General features: G+C 73.4%; 24 protein-coding genes. 11 read left to right on the top strand and 13 right to left on the bottom strand.

The features are described 5' to 3' along the window. Window positions 1–19 precede the first annotated feature (19 nt). From OIE75_RS05670 to OIE75_RS05655, 4 genes are read left to right on the top strand one after another with little or no spacing between them, the layout of a single operon-like run. Window positions 20–487, top strand: a complete 468-nt coding sequence (locus OIE75_RS05670) for an aromatase/cyclase (protein ID WP_125492008.1) — start codon at window positions 20–22, stop codon at window positions 485–487. Beyond that, window positions 459–1,028, top strand: a complete 570-nt coding sequence (locus OIE75_RS05665; RefSeq protein WP_329469786.1) for a flavin reductase family protein — start codon at window positions 459–461, stop codon at window positions 1,026–1,028. The genes OIE75_RS05670 and OIE75_RS05665 overlap by 29 nt, the downstream gene beginning before the upstream one ends. Then, the gene (locus OIE75_RS05660; RefSeq protein ID WP_329469785.1) at window positions 1,025–2,350 is read left to right on the top strand and encodes an NAD(P)/FAD-dependent oxidoreductase; all 1,326 of its coding nucleotides are present in this window, start codon (window positions 1,025–1,027) and stop codon (window positions 2,348–2,350) included. The genes OIE75_RS05665 and OIE75_RS05660 overlap by 4 nt, the downstream gene beginning before the upstream one ends. Window positions 2,351–2,402: 52 nt before the next feature. Then, window positions 2,403–3,644: a wax ester/triacylglycerol synthase domain-containing protein gene (locus tag OIE75_RS05655; RefSeq protein WP_329469784.1), complete on the top strand. Its 1,242-nt coding sequence runs from the start codon at window positions 2,403–2,405 to the stop codon at window positions 3,642–3,644. Window positions 3,645–3,709: 65 nt separating this feature from the next. Here OIE75_RS05655 and OIE75_RS05650 read toward each other — a convergent pair whose 3' ends face one another. From OIE75_RS05650 to OIE75_RS05625, 6 genes are all read right to left on the bottom strand, one after another. Beyond that, window positions 3,710–4,588 carry an SAM-dependent methyltransferase gene (locus OIE75_RS05650; protein WP_329469783.1) on the bottom strand — a complete coding sequence of 293 codons (879 nt, stop codon included), beginning with the start codon at window positions 4,586–4,588 and terminating at the stop codon, window positions 3,710–3,712. A gap of 47 nt (window positions 4,589–4,635) precedes the next feature. Continuing rightward, window positions 4,636–6,189 (bottom strand): ABC1 kinase family protein, encoded by a 1,554-nt coding sequence (locus OIE75_RS05645; protein ID WP_307010181.1) that lies wholly within the window; start codon window positions 6,187–6,189, stop codon window positions 4,636–4,638. Between the two features lie 54 nt (window positions 6,190–6,243). Beyond that, the gene (locus OIE75_RS05640; protein WP_329469782.1) at window positions 6,244–6,996 is read right to left on the bottom strand and encodes a hypothetical protein; all 753 of its coding nucleotides are present in this window, start codon (window positions 6,994–6,996) and stop codon (window positions 6,244–6,246) included. 52 nt (window positions 6,997–7,048) lie between these two features. Then, window positions 7,049–7,573 carry an RNA polymerase sigma factor gene (locus OIE75_RS05635; RefSeq protein WP_307010177.1) on the bottom strand — a complete coding sequence of 175 codons (525 nt, stop codon included), beginning with the start codon at window positions 7,571–7,573 and terminating at the stop codon, window positions 7,049–7,051. A 150-nt stretch (window positions 7,574–7,723) separates the two neighbouring features. After that, window positions 7,724–9,481 carry an NAD(P)/FAD-dependent oxidoreductase gene (locus tag OIE75_RS05630; protein WP_329469781.1) on the bottom strand — a complete coding sequence of 586 codons (1,758 nt, stop codon included), beginning with the start codon at window positions 9,479–9,481 and terminating at the stop codon, window positions 7,724–7,726. Between the two features lie 49 nt (window positions 9,482–9,530). After that, window positions 9,531–10,178 carry a hypothetical protein gene (locus tag OIE75_RS05625; protein WP_307010174.1) on the bottom strand — a complete coding sequence of 216 codons (648 nt, stop codon included), beginning with the start codon at window positions 10,176–10,178 and terminating at the stop codon, window positions 9,531–9,533. A gap of 218 nt (window positions 10,179–10,396) precedes the next feature. On the opposite strand from OIE75_RS05625, the gene OIE75_RS05620 reads away from it, so the two are divergent. Both OIE75_RS05620 and OIE75_RS05615 read left to right on the top strand, forming a co-directional pair. Beyond that, a complete protein-coding gene (locus OIE75_RS05620) occupies window positions 10,397–10,891 on the top strand; it encodes an SRPBCC family protein (protein ID WP_307010172.1) in 495 nt (164 codons plus the stop codon). Window positions 10,892–11,044: 153 nt separating this feature from the next. Beyond that, entirely contained in the window at window positions 11,045–11,914 is an 870-nt protein-coding gene (locus OIE75_RS05615; RefSeq protein WP_329469779.1) for an esterase/lipase family protein, read from the top strand. Here OIE75_RS05615 and OIE75_RS05610 read toward each other — a convergent pair. After that, window positions 11,866–12,744, bottom strand: coding sequence for an alpha/beta fold hydrolase (locus OIE75_RS05610; RefSeq protein ID WP_329469778.1), 879 nt, complete (start codon window positions 12,742–12,744; stop codon window positions 11,866–11,868). The genes OIE75_RS05615 and OIE75_RS05610 overlap by 49 nt on opposite strands. 127 nt (window positions 12,745–12,871) lie before the next feature. Between OIE75_RS05610 and OIE75_RS05605 the strand changes: the two genes are divergently transcribed. Then, window positions 12,872–13,759 carry an RNA polymerase sigma-70 factor gene (locus tag OIE75_RS05605; RefSeq protein ID WP_329469777.1) on the top strand — a complete coding sequence of 296 codons (888 nt, stop codon included), beginning with the start codon at window positions 12,872–12,874 and terminating at the stop codon, window positions 13,757–13,759. 116 nt (window positions 13,760–13,875) lie between these two features. Further along, entirely contained in the window at window positions 13,876–14,637 is a 762-nt protein-coding gene (locus OIE75_RS05600) for a GntR family transcriptional regulator (protein WP_307010166.1), read from the top strand. Window positions 14,638–14,668: 31 nt separating this feature from the next. Here the strand turns inward: OIE75_RS05600 and OIE75_RS05595 are convergent, their stop codons facing one another. The 3 genes from OIE75_RS05595 to OIE75_RS05585 all read right to left on the bottom strand — a co-directional run bounded on the left by OIE75_RS05595 (window position 14,669) and on the right by OIE75_RS05585 (window position 17,758). Continuing rightward, window positions 14,669–15,823, bottom strand: a complete 1,155-nt coding sequence (locus tag OIE75_RS05595; protein WP_161328024.1) for an ROK family transcriptional regulator — start codon at window positions 15,821–15,823, stop codon at window positions 14,669–14,671. Between the two features lie 100 nt (window positions 15,824–15,923). Beyond that, complete coding sequence (locus OIE75_RS05590; protein WP_307010163.1) at window positions 15,924–16,589, bottom strand: response regulator transcription factor; 666 nt, start codon at window positions 16,587–16,589, stop codon at window positions 15,924–15,926. Window positions 16,590–16,603: 14 nt separating this feature from the next. Next, window positions 16,604–17,758: a sensor histidine kinase gene (locus OIE75_RS05585; RefSeq protein ID WP_329469775.1), complete on the bottom strand. Its 1,155-nt coding sequence runs from the start codon at window positions 17,756–17,758 to the stop codon at window positions 16,604–16,606. 108 nt (window positions 17,759–17,866) lie between these two features. Between OIE75_RS05585 and OIE75_RS05580 the strand changes: the two genes are divergently transcribed. Genes OIE75_RS05580 through OIE75_RS05570 form a run of 3 tightly spaced genes read left to right on the top strand, consistent with a single transcriptional unit; the run spans window position 17,867 to window position 20,017 of the window. Further along, window positions 17,867–18,787, top strand: coding sequence for an ABC transporter ATP-binding protein (locus OIE75_RS05580; RefSeq protein WP_329469774.1), 921 nt, complete (start codon window positions 17,867–17,869; stop codon window positions 18,785–18,787). Window positions 18,788–18,789: 2 nt separating this feature from the next. Next, on the top strand, window positions 18,790–19,515 hold the full coding sequence (locus tag OIE75_RS05575; RefSeq protein WP_329469773.1) for an ABC transporter permease: 726 nt from the start codon (window positions 18,790–18,792) through the stop codon (window positions 19,513–19,515). Between the two features lie 58 nt (window positions 19,516–19,573). Further along, window positions 19,574–20,017 carry a hypothetical protein gene (locus OIE75_RS05570; protein WP_307010158.1) on the top strand — a complete coding sequence of 148 codons (444 nt, stop codon included), beginning with the start codon at window positions 19,574–19,576 and terminating at the stop codon, window positions 20,015–20,017. On the opposite strand, the gene mug is transcribed toward OIE75_RS05570, so the two are convergent. The 3 genes from mug to OIE75_RS05555 all read right to left on the bottom strand — a co-directional run bounded on the left by mug (window position 19,995) and on the right by OIE75_RS05555 (window position 22,854). Next, a complete protein-coding gene (gene mug / locus OIE75_RS05565; protein WP_185832201.1) occupies window positions 19,995–20,546 on the bottom strand; it encodes a G/U mismatch-specific DNA glycosylase in 552 nt (183 codons plus the stop codon). The two genes, OIE75_RS05570 and mug, sit on opposite strands and share 23 nt — an antisense overlap. Next, a complete protein-coding gene (gene purB / locus OIE75_RS05560; protein WP_307010156.1) occupies window positions 20,543–21,985 on the bottom strand; it encodes an adenylosuccinate lyase in 1,443 nt (480 codons plus the stop codon). Before purB ends, mug begins: the two co-directional genes overlap by 4 nt. An 86-nt stretch (window positions 21,986–22,071) precedes the next feature. Beyond that, complete coding sequence (locus OIE75_RS05555; RefSeq protein ID WP_307010155.1) at window positions 22,072–22,854, bottom strand: SGNH/GDSL hydrolase family protein; 783 nt, start codon at window positions 22,852–22,854, stop codon at window positions 22,072–22,074. Window positions 22,855–23,212 lie beyond the last annotated feature (358 nt).

The following is a 23,212-nucleotide window of genomic DNA, read 5'->3' as shown; positions in this document are numbered from 1 at the left end:
GGAAGGAACCGACCCACCCATGCGCCACGTGGTCCTGCACGCCCTCGCCGACGGCCTGGCACCCGCCGAGGTCTACCGCCGCATCAGCGACTTCCCCCGCTACCCCGAGTACAGCGCCACCTTCCGCGAGGTGCGGGTGGAACCGCCGCTGCCCGACGGCTCCACCGTCTCCGACTGGACCGTCGAGTTCCGGGGCGGCCTCATGCGGTGGCGGGAACGCGACACCTACTCGCCCGAGACGTACTCCCTCACCTTCGAACAGCTCAGCGGCGACTTCCAGACCTTCGAGGGGAGCTGGCGCTGCGAGGCGCGGGACGGCGGCACGCTCGTCGTCTTCACCGCCGCCTTCGACCTGGGCATCCCGTCCCTCGCCGAGATCCTCGACCCGGTGGCCGAGTCGACGGTACGGGCCAACATCGCCCGGGTGCTGCGGGGCCTGGCGGACGCGGAGGTGATCGATGAACGCGCGGCTGCGGCTCGTCGCTGACCGGACGGCCGAGCGGCCCGCGGACCCCCTCCACGAGGAGCCGGGACCCGGCGCCGTCCGCTGCCTCGGCCTGTACGCGAAGCTGGCCGCCGGAGTGACCGTCGTGACCGCCCGCGGCGAGGACGGACCGCTCGGCATGACGGTTTCCGCCGTCACCTCGCTCTCCGCCCGCCCGCCACTGCTCCTGGCCTGTCTGCGCGACGGCTCCCGCACCCTCGCCGCCGTCCGCGCACGCCGGGCCTTCGCCGTGCACCTGCTGCGCGAGGAACAGCAGGACCTGGCGGGCCGGTTCGCCTCACCGACGACCACCGCGGCCGAGCGGTTCGCCGGCACCGACACCCGGCAGGTCCTGGGCGTCCCGGTGCTGGCCGGGGCGCTCGCCTGGTCGGTGTGTCTCACCGAGGACGTACGCCGCTACGGCGACCACCACCTCGTCGTCGGCCGGGTAGCCGCCGTGCACGTGGGCGCCGGCCGCCCGCTGCTGTGGCACGACCGCCGGTTCGGCGCGCTGACCGATCCGGTCCCGGACGCCGCCGGATGACCGGGATGCCGGCCGGAACGCCGCGCTGGGCCCCGGCGGAACTGCCGTCCCACCCCCAGCTGCACGGCGTGGTCACCGCGGACGTGGCCGTCGTCGGGGCCGGTCTGGCCGGACTGTCCTGCGCCTACCACCTCGCGGAGCGCGCGCCCGGCCTCGACATCGCCGTGGTGGACGCCGCGCAGCCCGCCGCCGGGGCCAGCGGCCGGGGCACCGGCCTGCTCGGCCCGCGCGCCGGACCCGCCCTCGACCGAGCCGTGCAGCGGTTCGGCCCGCGCGCCGCGCGCCGCATGCACCGCGCCGGTGAGCGGGCGGTGCGGGACGTCCTCGACCTGTGCGCGCGGCTGGACGTGCCCTGTGCGCCGCGCCCCGGCGACCAGCTCATCGCCACACGCTCCCCGGCGGGCCTGGTGGCACTCGCCCGCCAGGCCCGCGCCGCCCGCGAACTCGGCCTGGACATGCCGGTCCTCACCCCGGCCGGCATCCGCGAACGCGTCGGCGTGCCCTACCGGGCGGCGCTCCTGCACCGGCCCGCCGCCACGCTCGACCCGGCCGCGCTGACCTGCGCCCTCGCCCGAGCCTGCGCCGAGAAGGGGGTGCGGTTCTACGGCCGCAGCCCGCTGCTGGCCGTGCGCCCGGGCGACCTGGTCGGCCCGGAGCTGGTCTTCCCGCACGGCCGGCTCTACGCCGGGCAGGCGGTGCTCGCCGTCAACTCCGCCGCCCAGGCACTGGACCTGCCGGTCGGCACGGTCCTGCCGCTGGAGGTGTACGCCGTCGCCACCGAGCCGCTGAGCCACACCGCGTACGAGGCGCTGGGCGGGCGCGCGGGCCACGCCGTCGTCGACGCCGTGCCGCTGGCCCCGTACTTCCGGCTGCTGCCGGACCGGGGACTGGTCGCGGGCGGCGGCACCGCCACCGTCCCGGCCGGGCTCGGCGCTCCGCGGCTCCAGGCGCTCCGTGAGCGCGCCTGGGCCCGGCTGGAGGGATGGCTGCGGTCCCTGCACCCCGGCCTCGCCCGGATCCGGGTCACCCACCGCTGGTCCGGCCGGATCGGCATGACCGGCGACGACCTGCCGGTGGTCGGGCCGGTCCAGGGCCTGCCCGACGTCTGGTACGTCGGCGGCTGCTGCGGCCACGGCCTCGCCCTGTCCGTGGCGCACGGAGCGCACGTGGCCGCCGGCCTGCTGGGCGAGCCGGACCCCGGCGAACCGCTGCCGTGGCACCGCTCCCGGGCCCCCCGTCTGCCCGTGGGCGGGCCCGGCGGCCGGTTCGTGCTGCGCGGGTACGTGGACACGCTCGGGCGTGTCGCGCGGTACGCGTGCTGACGGGCCGGTCCGGCGCGGTAGCCATGTCCCGCAACCGAACGAGAGGTTCCCGATGCACGACCCCCGTCCCCGCGCCCACGACGCCCTGCCGGCATCCCTGCCCATGGGCACCGCCGACGTCGCCTACCACCTGGCCATGGGCGGCAGACCGCTGCCGGCCGGCTTCCTGTTCGGGTTCTCCGGCCGGGCGCCCACCCTGGACTCGGTCCGCGCCCGGGTCGCCGAACGGGCCGCCCGCATCCCGGCGCTGCGCTACCGCATCGCGCGGCAGAGCCGCACCTTCTCCCGGGTCGACGGGATCGACGTCGAACGGCACGTGCACGAGGCCTGGCTGCCCGGGGACGACGACGGCGCGGGCGCCGGACGGCTGATGCTCTCCCGGCCCATGGGCGGCGACGGCCGTCCGCCCTGGGACGTGTGGCTGGTGCACGGCCCCACCGGCGGACACAGCCTGTGCTACCGCACCGACCACACCTTGCAGGACGGCGTGGGTGCCGCGCACACCGCCCGGGCCCTGCTCGACGACCACCCCGCGGGCGGGCCGCCGGCGTATCGCCCCCGCACACCGGCGCCCGCCGGACTCGCCGGGGCCCTCGGCGACATGGCGGCCTCCTTCCGCGCCAGCGACAAGCCCGCCTTCGACGTACCGGTGAGCGGTCGGACCACCCTGTGCCAGGCCGTCGTCCCGGTCGCCCGGCTGAGGGCCGTCGGCCGCGCGCACGGCGCCACGGTGAACGACATCTTCCTCGCCGCGCTCGCCCACGCGATCGGCACCTGGCACCGGAAGAGCACCGGCGCCGCCCACCCCCCGCTGCCGGTCGCGGTCCCGATGTCGGTGCGGCCCCGGGGCGAGGAGTACGCGCCGGGCAACCGGCTCGTCGTCGCCCGCGTCCTGCTGCCCTGCGACGCGCCGTCCCCGCTCCACGCCCTGACCCGGGTGGTCGCCCGCACCGACACCCTGCGCACCGGCCGGCAGCGCGACGCCCTGCGGCTGCTGCTGACGGCCGGCCCACGAGGCATCGGCGCCCGGGTCGGCACCCGGATGGTCAACGGCCGTTCCGTCGCCGGTCCGGTGAGCAGCGTCGACTTCGGCAGCGCCCTCGTCCACCAGGGCAACCCCGCCCGCCGGTCCGTCGTCTACTCCGGGCTCGGCGCCGGCATCCGCTGCCTCACCACCCTGACGCTCCAGCACGACACCGCCTGCCTCGCGGTGATCCACGACGAGGCCCTGACGAGTGCCGACGCCCTCCCGGACCTGTGGCTCGCGGCGCTGCTGGAACTGGAACGGCCGTAGCGGCACGCGGCAGGGCGAGGGCCCCGGGCGGCGTGTGCCCGGGGCCCTCGCCGTGCGCCCGCCGGTCAGCGCTCGTGCAGCGTCCCCGTCGTCAGGAACACGCACTTCGCCGCGGCCTCGGTGAGCAGTGGCAGGTAGGGCGCCAGCCGCTGCACCACGTACGGCAGCGTGAACAGGTCGGCGACCTCGGCGTCCCAGCCCTGCTGCGCCCACCAGCCCCGCGGATCGGCGAGCTGCCAGTGCCAGGAGATCCCGGTCGCCGACAGGGCGTCCAGGAACGGCGCCACGAACGACGACGAGGCGGCGTCGGCGTTCACGCACTCGGCGCCGAAGACGCTGCCGGGCGCGGACAGCTCCGTCATCGTGCGCACGACGGACTCCACCGTGCGCGGCGGGAGGTGGTACAGGTACGTCTCGGACAGCCACGCGGTGGGCCGCCGCGGATCCAGCCCCGCGGCGAGCAGTTCCCCGCCCCACGACGGTCCGGCCGGGTCGGCCCCCACGGTGCTGCGGCGCCCGCAGGACGGCGCTGCCCAGTCCAGCACGTGCTCCTTGAAGGCCAGCAGCGCCGGATCCTCGACCTCGAAGACGTGTGTCCCCGTGGGCCAGTCGAGGCGGAACGCGCGGGTGTCCAGACCGGCGCCGAGCAGCACCACCTGGCGGCAGCCGGCCCGGGCCGCGCCCACCAGGAACTCGTCGTAGAAGTGGGTGCGCACCACGGCCCAGTCGGGCAGCAGCCGTTGCAGCGGGCCGTCGCCCGGGGGGCCGCCGGTGAGGCCGGCCGCGCTGACGAAGTCGGCGGCCCACGGGTCGCGGACGTACGGCGCGGACCGTCCGAACTCCCGGGCGTGGGCCGACGCCGTCCAGAGGGCGACCCGCGAGAGCCCGTCCGGCAGGGCGGCGCCCGGCGCGGGCGGGGGCTGGGGCCGTGCGGGGTCCGGCATGGGAAACCTCCGTGTCGGTGGGTTCGGGTACGGCGGACGGGGCGGGGTCAGGAGGACCGGCGGCGGCTGAGCAGCACGGCCAGCGCGCCGAGGGCCAGCAGTCCGCCGGAGGGGCGGGAAGGCCGCTGGCCCCCCATCGCGGCGGGGGTACGCGGCTCGTGGATGTTGAGCGCGAACTGGCGGTTGGCGATGTCGGACAGCACTCCGCGGGCCTGGTCGGGGCTGGTGACCGCGGCCAGCAGCAGTTCCATGGAGTTGCGGGCGAACTGGTTGCGGCCGAGGAACTCGCGGCCCAGCGCGAAGAGGATCTTTGGCACCTCGCCCTGGAACACCTCCGGCAGCGTGATCTCCGGAGCCAGGCAGCGCACCGAGCCGTCCAGGTTCGCGAAGGACTTGCCCAGCAGCGACACGGACGGCGGTGACCCGATGCCCCGCTTGGTCGCCTTCGCCAGCACGGTGGTGAGCGAGACGCCGAAGTTCATGTCCTCCAGGGCCAGATGGGAGACCTTGGGCACGAAGGCCGCCATGTCGGCGGCGAACGCCGGCATGTTGGCCCACGGGGTGATCCGGCCCATCTCCGCCCAGTGCTGAGCCAGGCCCGCGCCGTCGTTCTGCGCCAACGTCATGAACAGCGGCAGCAGTTGCAGGCTGGTGCGCCGGTCCAGGCGGCCCACCATGCCCCAGTCGATCAGCGTCGCGGGCCCGCCGGGGGCGGCGAAGACGTTGCCCGCGTGCGGGTCGGCGTGGAAGAAGCGGTGCACGAAGTACCCGTGGTACATGAAGCGCAGCAGGTCCTTGCCGATCTCGACGCGTTCGTCGTCGGTGAAGTGGGCGCGGTCGATGTGCCGTACCGACCTGCCGCCGGCCAGCGACTGGACCAGGACCCGGGGGCTGGAGTACAGGACCCGGGGCACCTCCAGCGAGCGGAAGGGCCGGACGTGCTCGCGGGCCTCGTCCATGTTGCGGGCCTCGCCGTTGAAGTCCAGCTCGGGCTCCATGGCGTCGAAGACCGAGCCGAGCATCGCCTCGATGTCGATGACCTCGTTGAACCGGGGCGCCACCCGGGCCACGATCTTCGACGCCCGGCGCATCAGGGCCATGTCCGCCAGCACGCCGTCCCGGATGCCGGGCCGCTGGATCTTCACCACGGCCGGGCGCCCGCCGGGCAGGGTCACCCGGTACACCTGGGCGAGGGACGCGGCCCCGAGCGGGGCGACGGTCTCGACGTCGTCGAAGCGCAGCTTCCAGTCCGGCCCGAGGTCGTGCGCCAGCACCGGCTCGAACACCGAGAACGGCTGGATGTCCACCTGGTCGTGCAGGTTCTGCAGCTCCTCGCGGATCGCCTGCGGCACCATGTCCGGTCGCGTGGACAGGATCTGACCGAGCTTCACGTAGAACGGCCCCAGGCTCTCCAGTGCCTGCCGCACCGCCTTCGCACGGCGCAGCTCGGACCCGGCGGAGGCGTCGGTGGCCTCCGCCGGGGACCGCAGGTCCTGTCGGGTGCGCCTCCGCAGCCGTGTCGCCTGTCCGACCTCGTCGGCAACGAGGCTGCCCAGGACCTTGACCACGAGACGCAGCCGGTCGCCGACGACAGACGCCATCGTGTGTCCTCCTTGAAGGTGGAACGGTGGGACGACGGGAGGGTGGTGCGACGGTCAGCCGGTCGTCGAGGGCTTTCCGCCCTGGGAGGCGCCGCCGCCACCCTGCTGGCCGGTCAGGCCCTGGAGGGCGCCGAGACCCTGCTGTCCCGCCTGGGCCGGCAGGTTGGTGAGGTTCTGCAGGCCCTGGAGGGTCTCGATGAGCTTGGGCAGCACGTGGAGCAGCTGGGTGAGCTGGCTCGGCAGCGACATCAGGTCGCCGACCCCGCCCGCCGCGTGCCCGAGTCCTCCGGCGAGCTGACCGAGCCCGCCGAGGGCGCCGGCCGCGCCGCCGAAGGCGGCCAGCGGGTTCGCCGCACCGCCCAGCGCCGCCAGCGGGTTGCCCGCGCCGCTGAGCGCGGCGAGCGGGTTGGCCGACCCGGCGACGGCCGCGAGCGGGTTGCCCGCGGCGCCGGTGAGGGCGGCCAGCGGGTTCTGCGCCGCGTTCGCGATGTTGGCCAGCTGGGTCGCGGCGTCCGCGCCCAGCCCGGCGAGGGGGTTGCCCGCGCCGGCCAGGCCGCCGACACCGCCCGCGAGGGCCGCCAGCGGGTTCGCCGCACCGGCCAGCGCGGTCGCCGGGTTGACGGCGCCGGCCAGGGCGCCCAGGGCGTTCGCGGGCAGCCCGGCCAGCGTGTCGACGGGGTTGCCGGAGTGGGACGAGCCGCACTTCTCCGGGCGGTTGAGAATGTCGTCGAACGCCTCCTTCCCGCTGTCGGCCATATTGCCGACGAGGTCCTTGAAAATGTCCTGGATGTTCTTGTTGTTGGACATGGGTGGTCTCTCTTTCCGTTTCTCTTCGATGGGGGAGTTGTCGCTCGATGGATTACTGGATGCAGCCTTCCAGGGCCTTTGCGCACACGTTCTTGAGCCGTGCACGGCCCCGGGTGAAGGCGGCCTCGGCCGCCTTGACGGAGATGTTGTGCATGCGGGCGAATTCCGCTGTGGAAATTCCCTTTGAGCGGGCGAGTATGACTTCCTGCTCCCGCCCCCGCAGGTGTTGCACCTGGGCCAGGAGCCATGTGCCGAAGTCCCTGTCGCAGACGTCCTCCTCGGTCGTGCCGGAGGCGTCCAGGAGGACCGCGCGCTGGAGAAGTCTGCTGCGACGGTCCATGTCACGGTAGAAGTCGATGCAGAGGCGAAGCGCCACGGACGTCAGAAAGGCACCGAGTCGATTCCTGTCCAACGCGGCGTGGGCGGCTGCGCGGGCCATGGTTTCCTGAACGCAGTCCTCGGCGTCCTGAAAACTTGGCAGTCTTCGCCGAACCAACCGCATGAGGCGGTCCTGATGCTGGAAGATTTCTTCCCAGGAGCATTCAGCGGGCGATTGGCAAGTGGAATGTCGCGCCATTGTGGATTGCAGCCCGTTGTCTCTCGGATTGAGCAGGGGAAATCGCGACCGAGTTTCTATTTCTCGGCCATGTGCTTTTACTACCCGAGGCCCTGGAGCGGCAAACCGGAATGTGTACCTCCGCCGGTCGGCAGGAATGATTCTTCGCGCTCATTTCCGCGGCGCCGGACGCCGTGCCCAGTCCCGGTTCCAGTTGACCCACATGTCCCGCACCGTCTGGTGGACCTGGGAGCCGCCGGCCCGCAGCTCGGTGGTGTACGCCTGGACGGCCTCCTTGCCCACCAGCCGCGCGCCGCCGGTGAAGTAGGAACCGCGGACGTGCCGCGGCGAGCGGAACTTGCCCCACAGCAGGATCTTCATCAGCGGCCACAGGGTGAACACCCCCGCGGGGCAGCGGTCTTCGGGGTCGAGGGTGCCCCACACGGCCGGGCACAGCTCGCTCTCGCGCAGCAGTTCGTAGATGCGGGCGATGGTCCGCTCCTTCGTCGAGTCGCCCGCGCGGTAGGCGAGCACCGCGTCCCTCGCCTGGTCGAAGAGCCGTTGCACCCACGGGTTGTCGACCCCCTGCAGGCCCCGGTAGGGCGGCAGTTCCAGGGCGTCGAAGCAGGCGGTGTCCCCGGTCTTCTCGAAGGTCACGGCGGCCTGGTTCTGCGCGTTCGTCCCGTACAGCGTGGTGATCGTCCACACCCGGTTCCACGCGTTCCACAGCTCGAAGTCGTCGAACGCGATGTAGCTGCACGACACCAGGTCGTCGTAGAACCGGAACATGCGCTTGGTCCAGTGGTCCAGGTACGCGAACCGGGCGGTGTCGAAGTCGTCCTGGCGCACGGCCTCGATGAGGCGGTGGCCGAGCGCGTTGAGCGCCATCACCGTGACCGCGAGGCCACTGGAGAAGAGCGGGTCGATGAAGTCGCTGGCGTGCGGCAGGAGGCACCAGCGGTCGCCGACCACCTTCTGCGAGGCGAACTGGGTGCGGTCGGTGGACACGTAGGGCCGCACCGCGCGCGCCCGGTCGAACTGCCGGGCCACACTGGGGAACCGGCGCACGTGCCGCCAGAACTCCTCCTCGGCCGGGACGTCGTCGGGGCGGGGATGGTGGTCGAGATCGAGGTTGAGGCCGACGCTGCACAGCTCGCTGGTGCTGGTCGAGTGGTTGTCGAACGGGATGACCCAGAGCCAACCGCCCTCGAACATGTGGTGGAGCGTGCCCTGGCTGAACGGGCTGGGCATGCCGTGCTCCCGGCGCGGCGGGGCCACCGTGTCGAAGGGGCGCACGTCCACCATGTGCGTGAAGATCGTGCGCGAGCGGGTGCGGTACGGCGGTTCCTGCCGCAGCCCCAGCCGCTCGGGCAGCACGGCGCGCATCCCGCCGGCGTCGACCACGTACGACGCCCGGAAGCTCCCCCGGTCCCTGGTGACCAGGGTGGCACCGTCCTCCTCGAACTTCACGTCGTCGACGAGGGTGTGGGTGTACGCGGTGACGCCGTAGGACACCGCGACGTGGAACATGTAGGCGTCCACGTCCTGCCGGAAGTAGTGCGAGTCCGGGCCGAGCGGCGGACCCCAGGTGGGGTACTGGGTGCACTCGTCGGGCCGGGTCGGCTCGCCCTCCCGGTGGTAGACGAAGCTGAAGTTCCGCTTGACCCCGCAGCTGGACGACACGTGGCGGCGCAGCGCCCCGTTGGTCGCCAGGTGCTCGATCTCCGGGACACCGTAGCGGCGGGCCAGCACCCGCAGGCCGAACGTGGTCTCGGGGACGGTGGACTCTCCGATGGCGAAGCGGGGGTGGCCGCTGCCCTCCAGCAGCAGCACGCGCACGCCGTTGCGGGCGAGCATGGCCCCCAGCATCGTCCCGCCGATGCCGCCACCCACGATGGCGACGTCGAAAACACGCTGGTCCTCTTGCATGTCTGCGGTTCCTTTCGCGACGGGTAGAGCGAGTTGCCCGGCTCCGCGCTCACCGGTGGGTGGCCGGGGATGCGGGCAGCACCCGGCGCAGCCCGCAGGCCGCGACCCGGGCGGAGAAGGAGACGGCGAACCAGGGAGTGGGCGCCAGCTCGGACAGCCGCCGCCGGTCTCCCGGCACGTGGTGCTCGCCGCGCCCGGTGACGTCCAGCCACGCACCGAAGTGCAGCAGCCGCGCCTCCGTCCCGGCCCCCCGCGCCAAAAACGGCCGCATGTGCTCACGCACCGCGCGGGTCAGAGCCCCGCGCCGGGCCGCCCCCACCTGATGGCCGGCCAGGAAGCGGTCGAGCAACTCGGCCGACCGGCCCGGGAATCCGCCGCGTCCGAGTGGCGAGCGGCCCACCAGCCCGGCGTCGTGGAACGCCGCGGCGGCCAGCAGCCCGACCCGGTCGTAGGCGGTTCCGTCCACCCGCGCGCGGGCGTCGGCCAGCAGGAACGTCCGCAGGGAGTGCAGGGCGACCCGCGGCGGCAGCCGGCGCATCCGGGTGAGCGCGGCGCCCGCGAGGGGGTGTCCGAGCAGTTCCGCCAGGGCGGGCCGCCCCAGCAGGGGCTGCCACTCGCCGGGCAGCGCCTGGGGCGGGACGGCGGGCCAACTCGCCCCCTCGTCACCGGACTCGGGTACCTCGGTCCCTGCGGCCATGGCCGTCTCCCCCTCACTGCGTGCCGTACCGGCGGTTTCCGTCTCATCTGTGCTTACGCTCGGGCGCCGTCGCACCCCCCACCCGCAACGCCCGTCCACCGCCCGCGCGTTGGCGTACGGGCGACGGCGCGCGGTGCGGAATGCGCGCTCCGGTGGTGCGTAGCGGCCGCCCCTTCGGCGGATTTCCCGAGATGACCGGAGCGGGCATCATCAATCGCGTGATCGCCGTGTTGAACGTGCATGAACGCCCCCTGCCCGTCCCACCGGACAGGGTCGGCGCGCTGATCGACTCGCTGGGCAGCGAGCACGACCGCCTCTGGCCGCCCGACTGGCCACCGCTGCGTTTCGAACGGCCGCTGACCGTCGGTGTGTCCGGCGGCCACGGACCGGTGCGGTATGTGGTGAGCCACTATGTGCCGGGCCGCTGGGTCCGCTGCCGTTTCACCGGCCCCCCGGGCTTCGACGGCTTTCACGAATTCAGCCTCGAAGGTCTCGACGACGGGCGGACGGTGCTGCGCAACACCCTCGTCGTCCGCCCGCGCGGCGTCCGCTGGCTGGCCTGGGCGCTGATCGTCCGGCCGTTGCACGACGCGGCGTTCGAGCGCGGCATGGACTGCGCCGAGCGGGCGCTGACCGGGCGGGTGGCCCGTCCCGTCGAATGCGGCTGGTACGTGCGGCTGCTGCGCAGCGCCGCCTTCCGGCGGACCGGGTGAGGCATTCGAAAGAACGGACCCTAATGACTCCAAAGAGGGAATTCTTTCCCTCGGACGAGGGATCGTTGTGCAATTCGATGGACGCGAGACTGAGAAGTCGCAGCGTGCCCATCGGCGATCCCGGCGGGCCGTCCCAACGACAGGGAGAGCGTCGTGAGTTTCCCTAATCCCCGCATCCCGGGGGTCAATTCCGAGGACGTCACCACGGACCTCACCGAATCCCCGCACCGACTGGCCGGCCTCGGACAGGTCGGCGCCGCACAGCTCATCGCGACCGTCGACGTACAGGCCGGCGAGGACGACTGGAACGTCCCGGCCGGCGAGGAGCATCCGCGCCCCGTGGTACTGGTGCACGGCACCTTCGGCAACCGCGGCTACACGTGGACCTCCGCCGCACCCTTGCTGCGGCAGCACGGCCACCGGGTCTTCCGGCTCGACTACGGCCAGCACGGCAACCCCGTGATCTTCGGACTCGGCGACATCAAGCACTCGGCCCGGCAGCTCGCCGACTTCGTCGACGAGGTGCTGCGGCGCACCGGCGCCCAGCAGATCGACGTCGTCGGCTTCTCACAGGGCGGCATGATGCCGCGGTACTACCTCAACGCGCTGGGCGGCGGGCCCAAGGTGCACAACTTCGTCGGCATCGCGCCCAGCAACCACGGAGTCACCGCGCAGGGACTGCTCAACCTGGCCCGCCAGATCCCCGGAGCGGTGGAACTCCTCGAACAGGGCGCCGTCGGGGAGGTCGTGCCGGCCTGGCCACAGCTCCAGCACGACCACCCCTTCCAGCGCGAGCTGGCCGAACTCGGCGAGACCACGGAGGGCGTCCGGCACACGGTCATCGCCACCCGGCACGACGACGTGGTCACCCCGTACACCTCATGTGCCCTGGAGGAGACCGAGGGGCGCTACGTCAAGAACATCGTGCTCCAGGACATCGACCCGGACGACCGCACACCGCACGCGAGCATGCCCTACAACCCGACGGTGCTGAAGGAAGTGCTCGCGGCGCTCGCCTCCTGAGAGCGGCTGCCGTCCAGCAGGACGCGGGCCACCAGCGCCGGGTCGTCGTTCATCGGCACGTGACCGCAGCCGCGCAGCCGCACCAGGCGGGCCCGCGGGACGGCGTGCTTGGCGCGGACGCCCTGCCGGGGGAGCAGCAGCCGGTCCCGGTCGCCCCACGCCACGGTCACGGGGATGCCGGGCACGTCGTCGGTGAACAGCACGCTCCGTCCGGCCCGCAGCGTCTCGGCGAACCCCTCGGCGTGCGCGAGCGCGAGCGTCTCGGCGACCACGGCCTCGGGGGAGCGGCGGGCGGGGCGGGCGTAGATCGTACTGGTCAGCGCGGTGCGTCCGACGGCCGTGCGGGACAGCCGCTCGACCAGCGGGAGGGGCAGGCTCCGGGCGGTCCGGCGCATCCCCATGAGCACGCCGAAGGCGTAGCGCCGCTCGGCCTGCGTCCAGAAGCCCGCCGGGGACAGGGCCGTCACCGACCGCACCAGGTTCTGGCGGCCCAGCTCCAGGGCGAGCAGGCCGCCCAGCGAGTTGCCCGCCACGTGCGGCCGGTCCAGCCCCAGCGTCGCGCAGAAGGCGCCGAGTACCGCGTTCGTGGTCGGCAGGTCGTGCGGCAGCCCCTGCGGCAGCGCGGACGACTGCCCGAACCCGGGCAGGTCCACGGCTATCACCTCGCGTTCGGTGGCGAGGATGTCGACCACCGGGTCCCAGGCCTGCCGGTGGTGGCCTATGCCGTGCAGCAGGAGCAGCGGCTCGCCGGTGCCCACGCGCGCGTAGGCGACGGTGATGTCCTGCGGACCGTGCGGGGTGGGGGCCGTGAAGGAGAGCGTTGCGGACATGGGGCTCCTTGTCGGGACACGCGGACGTCGGGGCATTGCGTAGACAGCCTGTCAGTAAGAGCTACCGACGGGTAGCCCCCGGCGGGCCCGTCTGGACACGACCGGACACGTCCGCTGGTATGGAGCGGTGACCACCGAAACCGTGACCGACGTCTTCGAAGCACACCGCCCCGTCCTCCTGGGCGTCGCCTACCGCATGCTGGGCCGCCTGGCGGACGCGGAGGACGTCGTCCAGGAGGCGTGGCTGCGCTGGTCCGGCGCCGACCGCTCCACCGTCCGCGAGCCCCGCGGCTACCTGGTGCGGGTCACCACCCGCCTCGCCATCGACCGGCTGCGCCAGATCAAGTCGCGCGGCGAGACGTACGTCGGCCCGTGGCTGCCCGAGCCCTACGTCACCGACTTCGGCGACACCGTGCCCGACACCGCCGAGCGGGCCGTCCTCGCCGACTCCGTGTCCCTCGCCGTCCTCGTCGTCCTGGAGTCCCTGTCGCCGTTGGAGCGGGCGGTGTTCGTGCTCAGGGAGGCGTTCGGCTACCCGTACGCGGAGATCGCCGCCATGCTGGAGCGCGGGGAGGCCGCGGTGCGCCAGCTCGCCGGCCGCGCCCGCAAGCACGTCGACGAGCGGCGCCCGCGCTACGACGTGGACCCGGCGCAGCGCCGCGACCTCACCGAGCGCTTCCTCGCCGCCGCGGCCGACGGTGACCTGGCCGGGCTGATGGAGCTGCTCGCGCCGGACGTCCGGCTGGTGGGCGACAGCGGCGGCAAGTCCAAGGCGCCCCTGCGCGTGCTGGAGAGCTCCGAGAAGGTGGCCCGCTTCCTCCAGGGCGCGGCCCGCAAGGGCGTCCCGGACTTCTCCTACCGCTTCCTGGAGATCAACGGCGGACCGGCCCTGCTGGCCCTGTCGGGCGGCAAGCCCGACTCGGTCTTCCAGATCGAGGTGGCCGACGGGCGCATCCAGTCGGTGTACATCATCCGCAACCCCGACAAACTGCTCTCCCTGGCCGACCTCACCTAGCCAGATTGGTCTTGACCAAGGGGGTGGGGCGTCCTATGGTCGCAGAGAACTGCAACAACCTTTAATAAACAAGGGCGTCAAAACGCCGCCGGACCACGGCGATTGCGGAGGACAGGGTGGGGACCACGCAGTTGGAATCGGTGCCGGAACCGAAGTACTGGCACCTCAGGACCGTACTCAGCGAGGCCCTGGACTCGGAGTTCACGGTGGGCGAGGTCCTGCCCAACGAACGCGAGCTCGCCGCCCGCTTCGGCGTCGCCCGCGCGACCCTCCGCCAGGCCCTGGAGCAGCTCGAACTGGAAGGCCGCCTCCAGCGCCGCCGGGGCGTCGGCACGACCGTCGCCCCGCCACGCGTCGGCGTCGCCGTCGGCACCGAACAGCACGCCTGGCCGGGCACGGCCGACGACGCCTGGGAGCCCGTCGACTGCGCGCCGACGGCCCCGCCCGCGGCCGTCGCCGACGCCCTCGGGACCGGCCGCGAGGAGCCCGTCCACACCGTCCGCCGCTCCCGCGTGACACACGGCCAGCCCGTCGCGGCGGAGCTGCTCTACGTCCCGTCGGCCTCGGTCCCCGAACTCACCGCCATCGAGTCGCCCTCCGGCGCCGCCCGCGCGCGTGCCGTACTGCGCGAGCTCCAGCGCGGCGACCTGGAGCGCCGGGAGAGCGCCGTCGAGCTGGGCTCGGCCGGCGCCGACGACGCGAAGGAACTGGACCGCCTCCCCGGCGCGCCCGTCCTCGTGGTCACCACCCGCTACCTCGCCGGTGGCCGCACCGCCGCCCTCTCCGTCGCCACCTACCGCGCGGACACCTGCCGCCTGACGTTCGGGGACTCCGGCGACGTGGAGATCCACCACGGCCCGCAGACCCGCGCCTCCTGACCGGCCCCGCCCGCACCCGCCTCCCGGCGGGTCAGCGGCGTGCCGTCGCGCCCTCCACCGCGAACAGCTGCTCCTCCACGTGGTCGAGGGCCAGCCGCAGCGCGCCCGTCGCCACCGCGGCCTCACCGAGCAGCGACAGCGCCACCCGGGGCGGGCGCAGACAGTAGCGGGCCAGCTCCCGCCGCAGCGGCTCCAGTACGCCGTCCAGTCCCGCCGCCCAGCCGCCGACGACGACCAGCTCCGGGTCCAGGGCCAGCACCAGCGCCGTCACGTCGTGCACCAGCCGCTGGGTGAAACGCTCCACCGCCGCGCGGGCCCGCTGATCGCCCTCCCGGGCCTGAGCGAAGACCTTGGCGACCGCCTGCTCGTCCAGCGGGTGCAGCGGCTCGTCGGTCGTCGACAGCAGGGTCTCGGGCGTCACGTCCTGGCCCATCAGGTGCAGCGCGCCGATCTCCCCGGCCGCGCCGCCGTACCCCCGGTGCAGCCGCCCGCCGATCAGCGCCCCGGCCCCGGGGCTCAGCCCGGCCAGCACGAACACGATGTCGTCGGACTCCGTCGCGGCGCCCTTCCAGTGCTCGGCGACCGCCGCCGCGTTCGCGTCGTTCTCGACCAGCACCGGGCACTTGAAGGAGCGGCTCAGCCGCTCGCCCAGACTCAGCCCCGTCCACCCCGGCAGCGCGGTCCCCAGCCGCACCGTGCCGTCCGCCTCGACGATCCCCGGCGTGGCCGCGCCCACGGCCCGCAGCGAGCCGCGCGCCACCCCGGCCCGGCGCAGCAGCTCGGCGACGGCCGTACGCAGCCGCTCCAGCCGCTCGTCGGCGGAGGCACCCTCGTCCACGTCCTTGGCCTGGGCGCCGATCACCCGGCCGTCCAGGTCGGCCAGGAGCGCGGCGACGCGGTGCGGCCCGATCTCCAGACCGAGCAGATGCCCCGCCTCCGCCCGGAACCGGAAACGCCTCGCGGGCCGCCCCTGCCGCCTGGCGGTGCCCTCGTCGGCGGCCGCCTCGACCACCAGGCCCGCCTCTATCAGCCCCTCGACGACGCCCTCGACGGTCGGCCGGGACAGGCCCGTCACCCGGGTGATCTCGGTCAGCGTCGCACAGTCCGTCGCACGCAACGCGTGCAGCACCACCGCGGAGTTGATCCTCCGCAACAGCGACGGATCCCCGCCGGTCAGGCCTCCCAAGGTCCGTCCTCCCAGCTCGTGCGCGTGTGGGCCGGATGGTACTCGGCCCGCTCCGCCCCGGCGACTGCCGGTCCTCGCCTTCCCGGTCCGTGTGCGTGCCTCACCCCGGCGCCACGAATCCCGACTCGTACGCCGTGATCACCGCCTGCGTGCGGTCCCGTGCCCCCAGCTTCGCCAGTACCGCGCTCACATGCGACTTCACCGTCTCCGTGCCGACGACCAGCCGGGCGGCGATCTCCGCGTTCGACAGCCCGCGCGACATCAGCCGCAGCACCTCGCCCTCCCGTTCGGTCAGCCGCGCCCGCTCCACCGTGGCACGGGCCGCCCGGTTCCCGCCGCCGTCGTCGCCGTACTCGGTGGCCAGTTGCCGCACCGAGGCGGGGAACAGCAGCGACTCGCCCTCGGCGATCAGCCGGACCGCGTGCACGATCTCGGCCGGCCGGGCGCGCTTGAGCAGAAACCCGTCCGCACCCGCGCGCAGCGCCTCGTACACGTACTCGTCGTTCTCGAAGGTCGTCACCACGAGGATCTTCGGCGGGTCGGCCACCGTCCGCAGCAGCGCGCGCGTCGCCTCGATGCCGTCGAGCAGCGGCATCCGGACGTCCATGGCGACCACGTCCGGCCGCAGCTGACGCACCAGCGGGACGACCGCCGCCCCGTCCGCCGCCTCGCCGACGACCTCGATGTCCGGCTGCGCCTCCAGCACGGCCCGCAGACCCGCGCGTACGAGGGGTTCGTCGTCGACGAGGAGCACTCTGACCGGCATCCGCCCAGCGTAGATCAGCCCGGCGGCAGCTCGACGCGTACCCGCCAATCGCCGGCGTCGGGGCCCGTGTGCGCCAACCCGCCCAGCAGCGCGGCCCGCTCGCGGATGCCGCGCAGCCCGCTGCCGCGGGCGGACGAGACCCTGGTGTCCGGCAGCGGATTGCGCACCTCCAGGGTGAGCGCGCCCTCCGCCACCGCCACGCGGACCCGGGTCGGCACCGCGCCCGCGTGCCGCAGCACATTGGTCAGCGACTCCTGGAGGATGCGGTATCCCTCACGGGAGACCGGGCCCGGCAGCGTCTCGAGCGGGCCGGTGACCTCGGCATCGATCTCGGCCCCCGAGACGCGCGCGGACTCCAGGAGCCGGTCGGCGTCCGCGAGGGTCGGTCGGGAGCTCACCGGCGTCCGCGTCTCGCGCAGGACGCCGAGCACCCGCTCCAGATCCTCCAGGGCGGCCCGGCCGGTCTCCTCGATCGCGGTGAGGGCCCGCTCGGTGAACTCCGGACTGTTCGCCGCGCGGGCCGCCCCCGCCTGCACGACCGCGACCGTCAAGGCGTGGCCGATGGAGTCGTGCAGCTCACGCGCGATGCGGTTGCGCTCCAGGAGTTGTTCGGTGCGCTCCTCCAGGGCGGTGAGCCGCTCGGCGGCGGACGGGCCGAGCAGCGCGCGGGCGCCCGCCGTCGCCAGGACACCGAGACCCACCACCGCGCCGTACAGCGCGAGGAGGGGGAGCGGGGTCAGGAGCGCGTACGCCCAGTGCGGCGCGGCGTCCCGCAGCACGGGTATGTCGTCGACCCGGTGCCCGAGGGAGAGCCGGACCAGGACGACGACGAGGATCGGCAGCCAGACGCAGGCGGCCGTGGTCAAGGCGCCCAACAGCATCCGCAGTTCCAGCCACACCACCGTGCGCAGCCGGTCGCGCCAGGTCGCCGACGGCGCGACCGAGAAGGCGGAGTCCTCATGGCCGGGCGTGAGAAGCAGGCGGGCCTGCACGCCCTCCCCGGTCCGCACCGCCGGGACGAGCCCGAGCGGCACCAGCACCGCCGCGGGGACCCACAGCTTGGTGTCGTCGACGAGCGCCCACAAGCTCACCACCAGCATGGGCAGCCACAGGTGCAGCAGCCGTGTGTACGTGACCCCCCAAACCAGCGGGCGCAGAAAGCGGACCATCCACTCATCGTGCCAGCCGCCACTGACGGCGGACCTCCCCCGCACGGGGGAGACGATCTCCACCGGCGGGGGAGGACCCGCCCCCTGACGTGCCGTCAAGCTGCTGCCATGACGAGCATCGACGTCCAGAACCTCACCAAGGAGTACGGCACCCGACGAGCCGTCGACGACCTCACCTTCACCGTGCGTCCCGGCCGGGTCACCGGCTTCCTGGGTCCCAACGGGGCCGGCAAGTCCACCACCATGCGGCTCGTTCTCGGCCTCGACCGCCCGACCTCGGGGACGGCGACAATCGGCGGCCGCCTCTACACCACCCTCCCCGAACCCCTGCGGCACGTCGGCGCCCTGCTCGACGCGGGCGCCGCCCACGGTTCGCGCACCGCCCGGGACCACCTGCGGGTGCTCGCGGCGAGCAACCGCGTCCCCGCGAGCCGGGTCGACGAGGTGCTGGCGGAGACGGGCATCGCGTCGGTCGCGCGCCGCCGGGTGCGGACGTACTCACTGGGCATGCGCCAGCGGCTGGGCATCGCCGCCGCGCTGCTGGGGGAGCCCGAAGTGGTCATGCTGGACGAGCCCTCCAACGGACTCGACCCCGAGGGCATCATCTGGATCCGCGAACTGCTGCGCCGCCTGGCGGCCGAGGGCCGCACGGTCCTGGTGTCCAGCCACCTGATGAACGAGACCGCGTCGTTCGCCGACCACCTGGTCGTCCTCGGCCGGGGGCGGCTGCTCGCCGACCTGCCGATGCGGGAGTTCATCGACGCGCGCGTCCAACCACGCGTGCGTGTCCGCACGTCGGACGCCACCGCCCTGAAGGCCACGCTCGCCCGGCACGGACACGCCGCCGTGGAGCACGTCGACGGGTACTGGACCGTGCCGGACGCGCGCGTGGACGACATCGGCCGCGCCCTGTCCGGCGCGGGCGTGCCCGTACTGGAACTGACCTCGGACGAGGGCACGTTGGAGCAGGCCTACCTCGACCTGACGGCCACCGAGACCGAGTTCACCGCACAGCCCCAGGAGGCCTGACCATGCCCTTCACGCCCGTACTCCGCTCCGAGGCGCTCAAGGTGCTCAGCCTGCGCTCGCTGTGCGGCACGCTGCTGGCCGTCTTCGCGGTCACCACGGCCTTCTCCGCGCTGGCGGGTGCCTCCGACACCTCGGACCCGGACTTCGATCCGCTGTTCATGGCCCTCTCCGGCGTCGCGCCCGGCCAGATCGCCGCCGTCGCGTTCGGTGCCATGGTCGTGTCCTCCGAGTACCACGGCAACGGGATCCGGCTCTCCCTGGCCGCCGTCCCGCGGCGCGGGCGGTGGTTCGCGGCGAAGCTGGTGGTGGTCGCCCTACCGACCTTCGTGACGGGGCTGCTCACCGCGTCCGCCGCGCTCTTCGCGGCCCGAGCGGGCCTGGGTTCGGCGGCGGACGGGCTCACGGCGGGCCAGCAGTTGCGCGGCGTCGTGGGCCTGGCGGTCTACCTCACGCTGATGGCCCTGTTCGCGGCGGGCCTCACCGCCCTGTTCCGCAGCGGCGTGGCCACCCTGTCCTCCCTGATCCCGTTCATCCTCATCGTCTCCTTCGTGATCGGGGACGTGGCGGGCGGCGCCACCGACTTCCTGCCGGACAAGGCGGGGCAAGTCGTCGTCCATCAGACCTACGACGGGCACCTGGGCCCCTGGACGGGGCTCGCGGTGACCGCGCTGTGGACGGCGGCCGCGCTGCTCGCGGGGGCGTGGCGGCTGCGCCGCCGGGACGCCTGAGTCCGCGGGCCGGCTGACGGGCCGCCAAATGTCAGTGCCGAACGGTTTACTGGACGGCATGGACATCGCACGGCACATCGCCCTCATCGACGAGCTGTGCCACCGCCCCTTCCCGGCGGGGCACGGTCCGTCGGACGTGGGCGCCGGAGCCCCCGGTCACTTCACGGCGGTGCTGGAGACCAGCCACGGCCTGCGCGGCGGGTGCCCGGCGGAGCGGGCGGTGACGGTGGAGCAGTACGAGAAGGACCGGGACGCGCTCCACGAGCGGCTCGCCGCCCGCTGGGGTGAGGAGGGGGACCCCCTGAACCTTCAGACGGTCCTGCTGCGGACCGACCGGGAGGAGATACCCGAGCCGTGGGCCCAACTGAGCGCGAGCGCGCGCGTGGCGTACCTCTGGGAGGCCGGGGGCACCGGCCGCTGGATCGCGCTGGCCGTCGCCGACCGGGACGAGACGGACGAGGTGCAACTGCTGGCGGTGGTCACGGAGAAGGCTCCGCCGTGACCCGCAGCCGTGCGAACTCCTCGGCCATCGTCTCCGTCGTCCAGTGCGCGTTGAGCCCGCTGGGATTGGGCAGCACCCACACACGTGTGCTCCCGAAGGTCCGCTCCTGCGGCCCCACCCGCGCGTGCCGGTCGTCGAACGCCGCCCGGTAGGCGGTGACCCCCACCACGGCCAGCCAGTCGGGCCGCAGCCGCGCCACCTTCCGCGTCAGCAGCAGTCCGCCCTCCCGGTACTCCTCGGCGGTCAGCTCGTCGGCCCGCGCGCTGGCCCGCGCCACGACGTTCGTGATCCCGAGCCCGTACGACGGCAACAGGTCCTGCTCCGACGGCGCCAGCCGCCGCGGCGTGAACCCGGACAGGTGCAGCACCGGCCAGAAGCGGTTGCCCGGCCGGGCGAAGTGGTGGCCCGTCACCGCCGTCATCAGACCGGGATTGATCCCGCAGAACAGCACCCGGAGGCCGTCCGCGACGACGTCCGGCACGAGACGGTCGCGGGCGGCCTCCAGTTCGGCCCGGGTGAAGCGGGTCAGAGGATGGCCCCGGGGGTGTACGCGGCGGCCGACGGGTGCTGCTTGACGATCTCCTCGATCCGGCCCACGACCACCCCGACCTGGTCGGCCGCGGCGCCCGTGAACGAGAGCTTGTCCGCCATCAGCGCGTCAAGACCGGTCCGGTCGAGCGGGATGCGCTCGTCGGCCGCCAGCTTGTCGAGCAGTTCGTTGCGCTCGGCACCCTGTTCACGCATCGCCAGGGCGGAGGCGACGGCGTTCTCCTTGATCGCCTCGTGCGCCAGCTCGCGCCCCACCCCGGCCCGCACCGCGCCCATCAGTACCTTGGTGGTGGCCAGGAACGGCAGGTAGCGGTCCAGCTCACGGGCCACGACGGCCGGGAAGGCGCCGAACTCGTCGAGCACGGTGAGGAAGGTCTCCAGCAGGCCGTCCAGGGCGAAGAACGCGTCGGGCAGGGCCACCCGGCGCACCACCGAGCAGGAGACGTCGCCCTCGTTCCACTGGTCGCCCGCCAGCTCGCCGGTCATCGAGGCGTAGCCGCGCAGGATCACCATCAGGCCGTTGACGCGCTCGCAGGAGCGGGTGTTCATCTTGTGCGGCATCGCCGAGGAGCCGACCTGGCCGGGCTTGAAGCCCTCGGTGACCAGCTCGTGCCCGGCCATCAGCCGGATGGTCTTGGCCAGCGACGACGGAGCCGCCGCGAGCTGCACCAGCGAGGTGACCACCTCGTAGTCCAGCGAGCGCGGGTAGACCTGGCCGACCGAGGTGAAGGCCTGCGAGAAGCCCAGGTGCCCGGCGATCCGCCGCTCCAGCTCCGCGAGCTTGCCGGCGTCCCCGCCGAGCAGGTCCAGCATGTCCTGGGCGGTGCCGACCGGGCCCTTGATGCCGCGCAGCGGGTAGCGGCCGAGCAGCTCCTCCACCCGGCCGTACGCGACGAGCAGCTCGTCGGCGGCGGTCGCGAACCGCTTGCCCAGCGTCGTGGCCTGCGCGGCGACATTGTGGGAGCGGCCGGCCATGACCAGCTCGCCGTACTCGCCGGCCAGCTTGCCGAGGCGGGCCAGGACGGCCACCGAACGGTCGCGGATCAGCTCCAGCGAGAGCCGGATCTGCAGCTGCTCGACGTTCTCCGTGAGGTCGCGGGAGGTCATGCCCTTGTGCACGTGCTCGTGCCCGGCGAGGTCGTTGAACTCCTCGATCCGCGCCTTCACGTCGTGCCGGGTGACCTTCTCGCGCTCGGCGATCGAGGCCAGGTCGACCTGGTCGAGGACGCGCTCGTAGTCGGCGATCGCGGCGTCGGGCACCTCGATGCCGAGGTCCTTCTGGGCCCGCAGCACGGCGAGCCAGAGCCGGCGCTCCAGCTTCACCTTCTGCTCGGGCGACCAGAGGGTGGCGAGGTCGACGGAGGCGTAGCGTCCGGCGAGGACGTTCGGGATACGGGGCTTGGCGGGAGCGGAAGTCACGTGTACGGATTCTACTGGCGATTCGTGCAGGCCAGCGCCGCGGGGTTGTTCGTCGGAACCTACGAGGGCGGGTGCGCCCCCCGGAATCAGGGCGCGGTGTCCCCGTACGGCAGCAGGTCGGGGCGCTTGGGCGGCAGGCCGTCGCCGGACGAGCGGCCGGTCAGCCTGCGGCCTATCCAGGGCAGCAGGTACTGCCGGGCGAACCGGACGTCGGTGGTCCGGCGGGTGATCCACCCCGGTGGCGGTGTGGCCGGGATCGGCGCGTGCCAGTCGGGGTCCTCGGCCTCGTGGCCCAGCGCCTGCCACACGGCCTCCGCGACCCGGCGGTGCCCGTCGGCCGTCAGGTGCAGCCGGTCCACGTCCCACAGCCGCGGGTCGGCCAGGGAGCGCGCCCCGTACAGGTCGACGACCACGGCGCCGTGGAGCGAGGCCAGGTCGTCGATGATCGCGAAGAGGGCCTCCATACGGGGCCGGAACCGGTCCAGCACCGGACCCTGACGGCCGGGGCTGCGCATCAGCACCAGCTGCTTGCAACTGGGCGCGAGCCGCTCCACCGCCTGGGTCAGCAGATCCCGCACCAGCGCCATGTCGCACTTGGGCCGCAGCGTGTCGTTGAGCCCGCCCACCAGTGTGATCACGTCGGCTCCCATGGCCGCGGCCACCCCGACCTGCTCGTCGACGATCTGCCCGATCAGCTTCCCGCGCACCGCGAGATTGGCGTACCGGAAGCCGGGGGAGCGGGCGGCCATCCGCGCGGCGAGAAGGTCGGCCCAGCCCCGGTAGGAGCCGTCGGGCAGCAGGTCCGACATGCCCTCGGTGAAGGAGTCGCCCACGGCGACGAGGCTGCTGTGAGTGGGGTTCGTCTGCATGGCGACAGAAATCGTAGCGCGTGCACATACCCGACGGTCGGTCGGCCTCCGGACCGCCGCGCCTGGTTCCCGGTCCGTGGCACCCTGCTTCGGCCCGCCGCGTCGGGAGGACTTCCCGGTCCGAGAGGCCCGGCTTCGCCGCCGCGCCGGTCTCTCGTCCCGCCGCCTGTGCTGCAGACCGTCCGCGTTGGGCCGCCCGTCTCTTCTCCGCGCTCGGCCGCCTGCCTCTTCTCCGCGCTCGGCCGCCCGCTTCTTCTCCGCGCTCGGCCGCCTGCCTCAGGTCCGCGCACGGCCGCCAGGCCCAGCTCCGCGTTCGGCCCCCTGGCCAAGGTCGCCCTCGCCCCCGCCCGTCGGCCCC

It is taken from the genome of Streptomyces sp. NBC_01723, assembly GCF_036246005.1.
Classification (GTDB): domain Bacteria; phylum Actinomycetota; class Actinomycetes; order Streptomycetales; family Streptomycetaceae; genus Streptomyces.
The sequence above is the reverse complement of the archived record's forward strand: the minus strand, read 5'-3'. Positions and strand labels throughout refer to the sequence as shown.